The sequence below is a fragment of the Flavobacterium sp. ASW18X genome, from assembly GCF_005144745.1.
Classification (GTDB): domain Bacteria; phylum Bacteroidota; class Bacteroidia; order Flavobacteriales; family Flavobacteriaceae; genus Croceivirga.
The window spans coordinates 1-12,708 of the sequence record NZ_SWKK01000019.1; the positions used below are offsets into that span (position 1 = coordinate 1).

15 protein-coding genes are annotated in these 12,708 nt (G+C 38.2%); 6 read left to right on the plus strand and 9 right to left on the minus strand.

The window, feature by feature from the left end; all coding sequences use genetic code 11:
- The first annotated feature begins 243 nt into the window (after positions 1 to 243).
- From FBT53_RS13110 to FBT53_RS13125, 4 genes are all read left to right on the plus strand, one after another.
- The gene (locus FBT53_RS13110; protein WP_136951644.1) at positions 244 to 756 is read left to right on the plus strand and encodes a GNAT family N-acetyltransferase; all 513 of its coding nucleotides are present in this window, start codon (positions 244 to 246) and stop codon (positions 754 to 756) included.
- Positions 757 to 859: 103 nt separating this feature from the next.
- Positions 860 to 1,198 (plus strand): YciI family protein, encoded by a 339-nt coding sequence (locus tag FBT53_RS13115; RefSeq protein WP_205729046.1) that lies wholly within the window; start codon positions 860 to 862, stop codon positions 1,196 to 1,198.
- A gap of 11 nt (positions 1,199 to 1,209) precedes the next feature.
- Positions 1,210 to 1,731, plus strand: coding sequence for an SRPBCC family protein (locus FBT53_RS13120; RefSeq protein WP_169630366.1), 522 nt, complete (start codon positions 1,210 to 1,212; stop codon positions 1,729 to 1,731).
- A 118-nt stretch (positions 1,732 to 1,849) separates the two neighbouring features.
- On the plus strand, positions 1,850 to 2,251 hold the full coding sequence (locus tag FBT53_RS13125) for a DoxX family protein (RefSeq protein WP_136951646.1): 402 nt from the start codon (positions 1,850 to 1,852) through the stop codon (positions 2,249 to 2,251).
- A gap of 59 nt (positions 2,252 to 2,310) precedes the next feature.
- On the opposite strand, the gene murC is transcribed toward FBT53_RS13125, so the two are convergent.
- A complete protein-coding gene (gene murC, locus FBT53_RS13130) occupies positions 2,311 to 3,663 on the minus strand; it encodes a UDP-N-acetylmuramate--L-alanine ligase (RefSeq protein WP_136951647.1) in 1,353 nt (450 codons plus the stop codon).
- Between the two features lie 76 nt (positions 3,664 to 3,739).
- Here murC and FBT53_RS13135 point away from each other — a divergent pair, with 76 nt between their 5' ends.
- On the plus strand, positions 3,740 to 4,051 hold the full coding sequence (locus tag FBT53_RS13135) for a cupin domain-containing protein (protein ID WP_136951648.1): 312 nt from the start codon (positions 3,740 to 3,742) through the stop codon (positions 4,049 to 4,051).
- A 4-nt stretch (positions 4,052 to 4,055) separates the two neighbouring features.
- Complete coding sequence (locus tag FBT53_RS13140) at positions 4,056 to 4,841, plus strand: SDR family oxidoreductase (protein WP_169630367.1); 786 nt, start codon at positions 4,056 to 4,058, stop codon at positions 4,839 to 4,841.
- Here FBT53_RS13140 and FBT53_RS13145 read toward each other — a convergent pair whose 3' ends face one another.
- From FBT53_RS13145 to FBT53_RS13180, 8 genes are all read right to left on the minus strand, one after another.
- Positions 4,842 to 5,576, minus strand: a complete 735-nt coding sequence (locus FBT53_RS13145; protein WP_136951650.1) for a LytTR family DNA-binding domain-containing protein — start codon at positions 5,574 to 5,576, stop codon at positions 4,842 to 4,844.
- Positions 5,573 to 6,646, minus strand: coding sequence for a sensor histidine kinase (locus FBT53_RS13150; RefSeq protein ID WP_136951651.1), 1,074 nt, complete (start codon positions 6,644 to 6,646; stop codon positions 5,573 to 5,575). Before FBT53_RS13150 ends, FBT53_RS13145 begins: the two co-directional genes overlap by 4 nt.
- 23 nt (positions 6,647 to 6,669) lie before the next feature.
- A complete protein-coding gene (locus FBT53_RS13155) occupies positions 6,670 to 6,954 on the minus strand; it encodes a hypothetical protein (RefSeq protein ID WP_136951652.1) in 285 nt (94 codons plus the stop codon).
- 3 nt (positions 6,955 to 6,957) lie between these two features.
- Entirely contained in the window at positions 6,958 to 7,146 is a 189-nt protein-coding gene (locus tag FBT53_RS13160) for a hypothetical protein (protein WP_136951653.1), read from the minus strand.
- 303 nt (positions 7,147 to 7,449) lie between these two features.
- On the minus strand, positions 7,450 to 9,759 hold the full coding sequence (locus FBT53_RS13165) for a S9 family peptidase (RefSeq protein WP_136951654.1): 2,310 nt from the start codon (positions 9,757 to 9,759) through the stop codon (positions 7,450 to 7,452).
- Positions 9,760 to 9,902: 143 nt separating this feature from the next.
- The gene (locus tag FBT53_RS13170) at positions 9,903 to 10,427 is read right to left on the minus strand and encodes a DUF4136 domain-containing protein (RefSeq protein ID WP_136951655.1); all 525 of its coding nucleotides are present in this window, start codon (positions 10,425 to 10,427) and stop codon (positions 9,903 to 9,905) included.
- Positions 10,428 to 10,485: 58 nt separating this feature from the next.
- Positions 10,486 to 11,487: a GTPase ObgE gene (gene obgE / locus FBT53_RS13175; RefSeq protein WP_136951656.1), complete on the minus strand. Its 1,002-nt coding sequence runs from the start codon at positions 11,485 to 11,487 to the stop codon at positions 10,486 to 10,488.
- Between the two features lie 25 nt (positions 11,488 to 11,512).
- On the minus strand, positions 11,513 to 12,619 hold the full coding sequence (locus FBT53_RS13180; protein WP_136951657.1) for an adenylate kinase: 1,107 nt from the start codon (positions 12,617 to 12,619) through the stop codon (positions 11,513 to 11,515).
- Between the last annotated feature and the right edge of the window lie 89 nt (positions 12,620 to 12,708).

The following is a 12,708-nucleotide window of genomic DNA, read 5'->3' on the forward strand; positions in this document are numbered from 1 at the left end:
CTTTTTTCCCTGCATACCTAAAGTTAACGCCCCAACGTTAAGATCGTCTTTACCCTATATGGTTTTTTCGTTAACTTGTGCAACAGGCACATTGGCTAAAAGTAATTGCTTGTTATCGTCTACTTTGGAAATTCCTACGGAATTTCCAACTTGGTGTGTTCTTGTAAAGTTTAGTGCCAGCCCACGCAACTACTCATAGTGCTAACAGTTGGCTGTATGCTAAAAAAAACCGTGCGACAGTAAATGAAAATCAGAAAAGTAAATATTCAGGATATTGAAAAACTAAAAGAAATCGGAAAATTAACTTTTGCCCAAACTTTTTCTTCAGAAAATAGCGAAGAGAATATGAAAGAATATTTGGAAAACGCATTTTCAACAGAAAAACTGGCTGCAGAACTAACGGACCAAAACACTGAATTTTACTTTGCGGAACTTGACAAAAAAATAATCGGATATTTAAAAATAAATGTTGGAGATTCTCAAACCGAAATTAAAGATAAAAACGCACTCGAAATAGAACGAATTTATGTACTAAAAGAATTTCACGGAAAAAAAGTTGGACAAATTCTCTATGGCAAAGCAATTGAGTTGGCTAAAGAAAATAATGTGGAATATGTTTGGTTGGGAGTTTGGGAACAAAATCCAAGAGCTATCAGATTTTATGAAAAAAATGGATTTAAAGCGTTTGACAAACATATTTTCAGGCTCGGAAATGATGAACAAACTGACATTATGATGAAACTAAAAATAGACTAAATCCGGTAGCTAACAATAAACTATACTGCTTTCTTGTCTTATGACAAGTTTTTTCTGTTTACGCTCTTCTAGTTTTGGCTCGTAATCATTTAAAAACAATCAAATGAACAACGAGACTTTATTTATGATGCTTTTTAAGTATCAACCAGACGCCGTAACATTATCCAAGGAAGAAGAAGCAACAGTAGCCCATGCTTGGGGTGAATTTATAGGTACCATCGCCCTTAAAGAAAAATTAGTGAGCACCCATCAATTAGGGCAACACTTGCAATATGTGGGCCATACCCCAAATAGTGGTATAACATCCAAAGAAATAATTGGCGGCAACATGGTAATTAAAACCAATTCTATGGAAGAAGCTTGTGCTTTAGCCCAAAACTCGCCCATACTACAACTGGGTGGTTATGTAGAAGTAAGAACTATAATTCCAATGCAAGATTAAAAATGAAAAAGATGATGTATATCCTAATCGCCATATTACTGGCAGGTATTGTTTTTGTATTAATAGCTGCTAACGCTACCAAACATATTTACTTAGAAAACAGCATTACCATACAGGCTCCTTTAGAACGGGTATTTAGTCAAGTACGGTATTTAGAAAAATTCCCAGAATGGAGCCCGTTTTTAGAGGTAGACCCTACCCAAAAGATAACCGTAACCGGTACAGATGGTACTATAGGGGCACAATACCATTGGGTTGGCAACCAAGGTAAAGATGTAGGCTACCAAGAATTAACAGCTATGGAAGAACAAGCAAAGCTGGTATTTAAATGTACTATAGAAAAACCCTATACGGCAGAACCTCAATTTACCTATCTATTTGTACCCGTAGGTAATACCACCAAGATTATTCAACAATTTGAGCTAAAATCAGGCACCGTGAATGCCATCTTCATGTGGCTGTTTGGAACCAAAAAGCAAATGCAACAATTAAATGCAAGAGGTTTACAGCTTTTAAAGGCCTCTGTAGAATAGCGTAAAACCATTCATCTATCCTTTTACGCCATTGACCTTCAGCAATGTAAATTATAACTACACCATTCTTACTAGGGAGCTTTTACTGTGTAAATTGGTAATCCCAAACCTTACAGTTATGAATAATAAACTAATCTATCGGTTAAGCTTAGGCCTTTTTTGTCTGGCCATGTTAGGAGCAGTTGCCAATTCTATTGTTAATTACGATGTAGTGGCTGAAACTTTTGTAAAACTTGGATACCCAACCTATCTTATAGAGATTCTAGGTGCAGCACAAGTTTTAGGAGTAGTGTTGTTGGTTTTTAATAAAGGACAATGGTTTATAGAATGGGCGTACGCTGGGTTTTTCTTAAATCTAGTGTTAGGCTTTATTGCACACCTAGTGTCTGATTTTGGAAATGGTGCCTCCGCGGTACTCTGCTTAATACCGCTATTGGTCACTTACATACTTTACAAGCGTGTGGAGCAGACAGAGGAAGATGTAGAAGAAAAAAAATCGCTTGTTTGGCATAGAGTTTAAAAAGCAGTTCTTTAAACTCTTAAAAACCCGTTCAATTGAGTCTGAACGGGTTTTATGTTTTAAAATAACTTAGAAACTTCTTTAAAGTCCAAACCGCCGTAATTACCAGAGCTCATTAAAAGCAAGACCATATTTTCCATCGGTTGCGAAAAAAGAAACTCTTTAAAGTCTGCTGAATCTGTATAAATGTTCAAATCTTCTCTTGCAAATGCCGCTGCAATATCTTGTTCAGAAACTTCTTCTAACTGTTTTATTTTTACAGCTTCTGGCGAATAAAAAACCACAGCTTCATCTGCTGCTTGTAAAGCCCCTTTGTATTCCTTTAAAAATTCGGCATTTAAACTACTATAGGTATGCAATTCTAGGCAAGCCAACACCTTTTTATTGGGGTATTGCTCTTTAACGGCGTTGGTTGTCGCTTTTACTTTACTGGGCGAATGTGCAAAATCCTTAAAAGCTACTGCATTTTTATTCGCTCCTATTTTTTCTAAACGCTTACTCGCCCCTTTAAAAGTTGAGATAGCCTCGTAGAAATCCACTTCATCCACTCCCATTTGTTGGCAAATCCATTTGGCACCGGCAAGATTGTTTAAGTTATGCTGTCCAAATATTTCTAACGGCATGGGACCATCTTCTGTCTCTAAATACGTTGTGCCATCCGCTACTGTATATTCTGGTGTTTCATAAGGAAATTTACGAATGGTATTTTCAGAAGCTTCTACAACTGCTTTAACCGCTGCATCTTCCGTATTGTACGTAATGCTACCTCCACTTACAATGCCATCTACAAAAATCTTGAATTGCTCCACATAGTTCTCGTAAGTAGGAAAAACATTAATGTGATCCCAAGCTATCCCAGATAGCAGGGCAATATTAGGATGGTATAAATGAAATTTAGGGCGCCTATCTATGGGTGAAGATAAATATTCATCGCCTTCTAATACTATAAAATCGTTTTCCGTGGTAAGGTGCACCATTCTATCAAAACCGTCTAATTGTGCCCCTACCATGTAATCTACCGCTATGTTATTATACGCCAATACATGTAAAATCATAGAAGTGATGGTGGTCTTACCATGACTACCGCCAATAACTACTCGAGTTTTGTCTTTAGACTGTTCGTATAAAAATTCGGGATAAGAATAAATAGTCACACCCAATTCCTTAGCTCGCAGTAACTCTGGATTATCTGGTTTGGCATGCATCCCTAAGATCACAGCGTCTAAAGATTCGGTTATTTTTTCTGGGTACCATCCAAATTCTAAGGGTAGCAAACCCTTGTTTTCTAACCGACTTTTAGAGGGTTCGTAGATGATGTCATCACTGCCTGTTATCTGGTATCCTTTATGCTGTAGGGCCAAAGCTAGATTATGCATAGCACTGCCCCCAATAGCGATAAAATGTATTTTCATTGAATTCTAATTATAACCCAAAGATAACCAATGCGTCTTAGGATTATTTTTATCTTGATGGCTAAATAACACCAAAATGAACTTAAAAGACATAACTGCTAAAGAAATTATACCCGGCCTACATGGTAAATTAATTCATGGCGATGCGTTGAGCTGGGCTTTCTGGGAGGTTGAAGCTGGCGCCATAGTACCAGAACATCACCATATTCACGAACAAATTATGCATGTGGTAGCAGGTCAATTTGAATTCAGCTTAAACGGTGAAAGCAAAACCTATGTTGCGGGAGATGTAGTGGTAATTCCTTCTAACGTACCACACGGGGGTAAAGCCATAACTCCTTGCAAACTCATGGATGTATTTACCCCCGTTAGGGAAGATTATAAATAAGCGTATGGAAGTATCAGTTAAAGGAAAAAAGGCATTGGTGGGTGGTAGTTCTAACGGTATTGGTTTGGCTATTGCTAAAAAGTTAGCCGCAAGTGGAGCTAGTGTGACTTTAATGTCGCATCGTGTAGAGAAACTTTTGGCTATTTTAAAGGAGCTACCAACGGACCAAGGGCAACAACACCAATATCTTTTAGTAGATTTTACCGATTTTGAGAATTACAAGCGCATTATAAGCGCCTATTTTGAACAAAACACCGTAGACATTCTGGTAAATAATACGCAAGGACCCGCTGCTGGCGGTGCGTTAGAAAAAACGGTAGCCGATTACCAACAGGCATTTGATTTGTTATTTAAAACCGTAGTCTACACCACGGAGAAGGCGTTACCCAAAATGCAAGAAAACGCTTGGGGTCGTATTATTAATGTGGCCTCTATTTCTGTAAAAGAGCCTTTAAACTATTTGGCGTTGAGCAATACCGTAAGAGCAGCCGTAACTACCTGGGCTAAAGGGTTGTCTTTAGATGTTGGCCAGTTTGGTATAACTGTAAACAACATCCTTACGGGGTATTTTGATACGGACCGTATAGCCCAATTAAATGCTAAAAAAGCAGAAAAGATGAATGTTTCTCAAGAAGAAGTGCGCCGTACTATGGAGGATATGGTTCCTGTAAAGCGTATTGGCAAGCCAGAAGAATATGGTTACTTGGTTACTTTTTTAGCATCAGATAAGGCCGCTTTTTTAACAGGCACCAACATTCCGTTAGACGGTGGGCTCTTAAAAAGTATGTAACTACAGGCTTAATTTGTCTTTAAACAAATACGATTGGCGGCGAGATACTTCTATCTCGTCTCCATTTTGCATGCTTAGCTTTAGCTTGCCATTAAACCACGGAATTACCTCCTTTATAAAACCAATATTTACAATTTGCTGCCTGCTTACCCTAAAAAATTGTTCTTGTGGCAGCTTATCTTCCACTTGTTGCAAAGATTTATACAACATCGGTTTTTGGTCCTGGAAAAAGACACGGGTATAATTGCCCACTATTTCAAAATGCGATATTTCTCCAATCTTTAACAACCAGCATTTTTCGCCATCTTTAATAAAAATCTGACTTTGTAGGTTTAACCGCGCCTCTTGCGCATTGGTGGGTTCCGTCGCCTGTTCTTCTTGCAAGATTCCCTGTACTTTTTCTATACTCTTATCAAACCGCTTTTGGTTTATGGGTTTTAAAAGATAATCAAGAGCGTTGTATTCAAAGGATTTAATAGCGTACTCATCAAAAGCGGTCGTAAAAATGGTGATGGGCACCTCATCCAACATTTCTAACAACTCAAACCCATCTTTTTCTGGCATGTTAATATCTAAAAACAGTAAATCTGGGTTGGTTTCATTTATCAATTTAAACCCTTCGTCTACATTTTCTGCTTCGCCCAACAGCTCTATATCCTTGTGTTTTTTCAATAGCTCTTTAAGCTCATTACGTGCCAAACGGGAGTCTTCTACAATGACTGCTTTTATCATCATATCAAAGGAATTTTTATTAAAGCCACAACCTCATCTCCATCTTCCGTAAGCGAAAAACTGGCTTTGGCGCCATACAGCAATTGCAAGCGTTGCCTAATATTTTTTAGTCCTAAATGAGTTCCCCCTTTTGCCAGTTGTAATTTTCCAGAATTACGTACCTCTATAAGCAAATCAGTAGCTTCTTTTTTCGTGATTAGGGCGATGGTACCGCCGTTTTTTAAATTAGAAATACCGTGTTTTGCGGCATTCTCTACCAGCAATTGAATAATCATTGGAGGTATTTGCAAACTCTTGGTTTCTGGCGCTATGTTAGTCACAAATTGCAACCGTTCTTCAAACTGAATTTTAGACAAATCGATGTAATTAGCCACCATTTCTAGTTCTTCTTCTAACGCAATAGAGTTTTTAGCATTCTGTGTTAAAGAATACCGAAGCATCTCGGACAGTTTGGTAATCATATCCCTAGAACGTTCTACATCTTCTAACATCAACCCCCTGATATTGTTCAAGCTATTGAACATAAAATGCGGATTAATCTGTCCTTTAAGGGTATTCAACTGCGCTTGTTTTAAATTGCTGTTGAGCTCTGTACGCTCTAAATGGTCTTGGTTAGATTTTAACATCAACTTAATGGCAAAATAGAGCATGGTCCAACCAAAAATAGTAATGAAAGAATTGGCAATAAGCACGCCCCAACCGGCATTTTTGTAGATATCCGGAACTTTAGTAACGTCAGATTCAAAAAATTGATGCGATAAATAGCCCGCACCGTAAGAAAGTAACGCATAAGCGGCAGCACAAACTATTACGCCTATAAATATCCAAAGCCAGTAGCGCTTTTTAAAATCGTTGAGTTCAATTTTTCGCTTTAAATAAGCTCTAAGCAATCCAGTACAAAACAGTCCAATTACAAAGCTGGTTGCTAAAGAAAATTTTAAAAAACCAGAAGATTTAAACCCGTCTACATCTGGTGTAAACACATAGGCAAAACCTAAAATAGCACCCCAAGAAATTACTTGAATGCTCCAAAACAAAAGGTTTCTATACCTGTCCCAAACGCTTTTTGCCATGTATATGAGTTACCGTTTTCTAATTATCCTATCCAAAGATAGGCAACTTTACCTACTGCCGTACCAACGCCAAAGCACAAGGCCGCCAAAGCGATTATCACTAAAATCTTACGATAGATATTCCCCTTTGTTATTAAACAATGCAAAGCCCTTTTGTCTTTAAAAAAAGTATAAACCAGTGTACCTATACCGCCTAAAAGCATTATAGAACTAATAATAAGTTCATTGTTAGCTACATTAGAAAGTAAAACAGCTGCCAACAGAATGGCAGCTGCCAGTAGTAAGGATTGGTTGATGGTTAATTTCATAAACTATGCTTTTGTATAATTAGTTGTACCGTCTTTGTGCAATAGTACGCTGCCAATAAGTATACAACCGGTGTAGATCGCAAACGCTACTGTCATTGTTGCCGCACCGGCAAAAATTCCGAAAGTTCCTGAAAGGATAGCTAAACTACCTATACCTAATACTGTTCTCTTTGTGATGTCCATTGTTTTCATGATGACTTGTTTTTTGTTGATTGTTGATTGTTGATTGACGATTGTTGATTGTTGATTGATGAATTACATAAAAATGCTTAGTACTAAGCTTACTATTATTTTTACAATTGTTACCATGCTGTCCGTTTTTAATTATAAAGCTAAACTACTACCACGATGCTGTTTTTGAAACTAAATTATGACGAATGGTAAGTTCCCTTGCCCGAACGGCAAGCTTATTATACCCAGTTGAAAATCAGCCATTTTACAAAATAAAAAAAGGGAGCCGTAGCTCCCTTAAACTCTTTAAAAACCCTGTATTTACTAGCCTTTTACTGCTTTTTTAATGGGTTGTTGGGTATTTAAATGTTCTGCAAAAAAGCCCATCATAGCCTTGTACAACTCAATACGGTTTTCTTCTTTGCCAAACCCATGGCCTTCATCATACTTTACCATATAAGGTACTGCTTGCCCCTTGGCCCGCAGCCCTTCTACAATTTGGTCAGATTCGTTAATATTAACTCTTGGGTCATTGGCACCCTGCACTACAAACAAGGGCTTTTTAATTTTATCTATATGATTTACGGGAGAAACCTCTTCCATAATTTTCTTTTCCTCTGGAACATTAGGGTCGTACCAAATCTCTTGTACAATCTCTAAATAAGGCTTCCAATACTCTGGAAAAGAATCCATAAACGTAAACAGATTAGACACCCCCACATAATCTACACCGCAGGCATATAAGTCTGGCGTTTTGGTTAAACCACGTAGTACCGCATAACCACCATGGCTACCTCCATAAATGGCTGCCTTATCCTTATCTACCCAGCCTTGGTCTACCACATACTGTAAGCCATCTTCAACATCGTCCATAGCTTTTCTACCAATTTGCTTAAAGCCAGACTCTAAAAATTCTCTCCCGTACCCTCCAGATATTCTAAAATTAACCTGTAAAGTAGCGTAACCTCTACTAGCAAATAACTGAGCTTCTGGATTAAAGCCCCAACTATCTCTAATACCTTGTGGGCCACCATGTGGGTTTACTATTACCGGTACTTTTTGGCCTTCTAAGGCTGCTTTAGGCAAGGTAATATAACCGTGTATGGTTTTACCGTCCCTACTTTTGAACGTTATTGGCCGCATTTCTGCCATGTCTTCTTCCTTAAGCTGCGGCATTAAATCGAACAGAAAGGTAAACTCGTCTTTAGCTACATTATAAGCGTAGTATTCGCCATACAACTTATCACTTGTAATGTATAACAACACTTGGTTTTCATCTTCTGTAGCATCTGTAAGGTAGAATTGTTGATTCGGGAATTTTTGAGCGATGCGTTTGTGTAATTTTTTAAAAGACGCACTAATAGGCACTAATTGATACTTTTCTCCCTCGTAGGCTACGTAGTCTAACTCGTACCCGCGCTTTTTAGAAATAGATAAATTAGATACATCATAATTTGGATTCTGATATACCTCTTCTAAGGTTTTTCCCGTCTTAAAATCGAACTTTATAATTTTGGTCTTATCGCTCTCCAAGTTGGTAAGTACATAAGCATCATCTGGGTTGTCCGTAGCATAATCAAAAGCCAAAACAGAAAAAGTATCTTTCCAGTTCAGCTCTTTAAATAGAGCATAACCGCCTTTACCATCTGCATAATAATACTGCATATCTACCCCATTTACCATTTTAGCATAGCCCTTTAGATTTCCATCCTTATCAAAATTGTACCCCATAATTGGGTTTTGCGGATCTTCGTTCTTAAACAATTGTTCCAAAGCTCCGGTCTCTATATTCACCTTAAATGGTTCAAAAACTTGTGGGTTGTTTTTGTTCATAGAAACAATAATGTGGTTTTTGTCTTCTTTCAATAAATTAGAAAACTCTGCCTTAACCCCTTCAAAAGGAGTTAAATCCATAGTATTACTGCCATCCAGATTGGCGGCATATACATGGTAATTTTCATCCCCACCTTTATCCATTAAATAGGCTAAACGATTGTTGTTTAACCACGCATAACCTCTAATGAGCTCTTCTTTTTCCTCCACGGCCATCTTAACATCACCAGTGGCTACATTTTTAACCATAACATGGCGTTTACCCTTAGCGTCTTTTTCCATATATGACATATACTTGCCGTCTGGCGAAAAGCGGAAAGAAGAAGCTTTGGGTCTTGCAAAATAATCTTCTACACTGTATTTGTAATCTCCTTTATCTAAGGCTTGCAATTGTTGTAAATCGGCCTCCGAACTTACTAAAGCCGGATTACCCGGAATTGTTTTTTCTGTCTTCATAAGCATTAAAGGGAACTCCATTCCGCCTTGGTAAAAAGTACCATTAATATTGGCATTATCCCATACACCAACGTACTTAATTCCCCCTTGTTTAAATTCTATTGTTAATTCTTTATCGTTTAAAGTGGTTACATCCATGGGGATGCCCGTTGCGCCCTGTGTTGGACTATCCATGGTACTGGATAGTTCACCAGAGGCATTTGTGATGTTAAAAATTAAAGGTAATTCCGTACCCTGTACCTCTAATTTTCCCTTCCAGCTACCTGCAATGTCTTGTGCGGCAACGCTAAACGCGCCAAGCATACAAAACAGTGCCATTACTGCTTGCTTTTTGATTGTGTTCATAGTATTCCTTTTAATTGATTGTGAATATGAGTAGGTAAAATAATTGATTTGTTACCTACTATCTAAAATTAAAAGTACTAGAAAGTTAAGATTTACCCTATGCATTTATGGGCAGCGGTAATTTTAAACTAGTGAACGGAAAGTTATTTGGTATAAGGCGGAAACTTTTTAAAGACCTTGTCTACTACCGCTTTTAGTTGTTGTTCCCTTACCGAAGGTGAAGCATTATCTCTAAAAGATTGCTCTGCGATAGCCTGCCAAAACAGCTGGTCTTTGGCTACGTCTACAAAATCGAACTGTATGCTGCGTTGCATACCAGAATTACCAATAGGCAAACCGATGGATATGCCCCCACCAACGTTTCTGCCCGTACCCCCAACACCTACACCTACATTATTCTGCGGTGGAGTGCGATATGAAGAACTCGATACATTAACATAAAAATCTGGTTCCTCCGCCATTATAAAACCTTTAGCTAAAAGGGTAGAATCTAAAACACGAAGTAATCTTTTTTCATCTAACTGACTAAGGCCAGATTCCATTTCTGGATAATAAGTATACCTTGCGTAATTGGTGAAATTTGTGGTTTCATCATAATCGTATACCACTCGTGTACCTGCACAAGAGGCAAAAACAATTACAATTAAAAGTAGAAGTACTCTTTTCATAACTTACTTTTAGACAAAGTACAAATAATGATGAGTTCTTGGGGTGCTGTGTATGTTATTAATTGTTAAGCATAGCCCACAACTTATCTTTTAGCTCTTGAATTCCTTTTTGAGCAACAGAAGAAATAAAAATGTACTCTACATCTTTAAAATCTTCTTTCAATAAGCCATCCATTTCACTAATTAGCTCATCATCTAACATGTCTGCTTTAGAAATAGCTACCAAACGTTGTTTATCCAATAGCTCTGGATTGTATCTTCTTAACTCGTCCAAAAGTATTTGATATTCTTTTGATATGTCCTTACTATCCGCAGGGATTAAAAATAATAAGGTTGCGTTGCGTTCTATGTGTCTTAAAAAGTAATGTCCCAAACCTTTACCTTCTGCAGCTCCCTCAATAATTCCAGGGATATCTGCCATAACAAAACTTTGAAAATCACGATACTCTACAATACCCAAATTAGGTTTTAGCGTCGTAAATTCATAGTCAGCTATTTTTGGTTTTGCCGATGTTATTACGGAAAGTAAGGTAGATTTCCCCGCATTAGGAAACCCTACCAAGCCAACATCTGCTAAGACTTTTAGCTCTAAGGTTAAGTGCTTTTCTTCTCCCGGCAAACCTGGCTGCGCGTAACGCGGGGTTTGGTTGGTTGCACTTTTAAAATGCCAGTTACCGCGCCCGCCTAACCCTCCTTTTGCAAGGATTTTTTCTTCTCCATCTTCCGTAATCTCAAAAAGAATGGCGTTAGACTCCGTATCTCTTACCACGGTACCCAAAGGTACTTCTAGATAGACATCTGCACCGTCTGCACCGGTACTACGTTGTCTACTACCGTGTTCTCCGTGCCCTGCTTTAAAGTGTTTTTTAAATTTATAGTGTACCAGTGTCCAAAGGTTTTTGTTCCCCTTGATTATAACATGACCTCCACGACCACCATCACCGCCATCCGGGCCACCTTTAGCCACGAACTTTTCTCTACGTAAATGCGTTGACCCCTGACCACCTTTGCCAGAGTTAACATGTACTTTTACGTAATCAACAAAATTCCCTTCGGTCATAACTTAACTAACTACTACCCTATTTTTAAAGCGATTCTATTACCGTTTTTATACGCTCTGTAATAGCTTCTATTTCTCCTATTCCGTTTACCGAGTGGAATTTACCCTGCGCCTCATAGTAAGCCTTTAATGGCGCTGTTTTTTCATTGTACTCGTCAAATCGGTTACGTATTTTGGACTCATCTTGATCATCTGTTCTGCCGCTAACCTTACCGCGCTCCAATAAACGTTGCACCAAAATATCGTCTTCTGCTTCTAAGGCTATGGTAGCATCTACTTTCATGTCTTTAGACTCCAAGAAGTTATCCAAAGCTTCTGCTTGCGCTGTGGTTCTAGGAAAACCATCAAATATAAATCCTGCTGCATCCGGATTTTTTTCTACCTCATCCTTGAGCATATTAATGGTAACCTCGTCTGGTACCAATTCGCCCTTATCTATAAAAGACTTAGCCAGTGTTCCTAGCTCCGTCTGGTTTTTAATATTGTATCTAAAAACATCTCCAGTAGAAATGTGTTTTAAATTGTATTTTTCTTTTAAAAATCCTGCTTGGGTGCCTTTACCTGCCCCTGGCTTACCAAAAAGCACTAGGTTTATCATATTTGTTTGGTTTAGTGTATACACTTCTCTTAGGTTACGGCCAAGTTCATTGTAATCTAGTCCGTAGCCCACTATAAAATTGTTGGGTATGTCCATGCCAAAATAATCTATGGCATACTCCCCGTTATAAATTTCGGATTTATAAAATAAGGAAGCAATCTTAAACTCCTTTACATTGGTATCAGAAAACAAATGCACCAACTGCTGCAATGTACGGCCCGTATCTATAATATCTTCCAAAATAATTACGCTCTTACCCGCTATATCTTCAGAGACATCCAGCAGGGTTTCTACAATCCCTGTAGAGGTAAGGCCTTGGTAAGAACTCAGCTTTACAAAAGAAACCTCACATGGATGGGGATAGGCTTTAAGAAAATCTGACACAAACATGAACGAACCGTTGAGCACACCAACGAACAAAGGCACTTCATCTTTATAATCTTCCGCAATGGCAAGTGCCATTTTCTCTACGGCATTGAGTATCTGAGCCTCGCTCAAATACGGCTTAAAAAATTTATCGTGCAATTGTATCACCTGTGTCCCCTGTTTTTGCAGTGGGCAAATATACTATTTTTTAACGGCCCTTAACGCCTAAAACTTCTTGCTTTAAAGGAATACCCGTA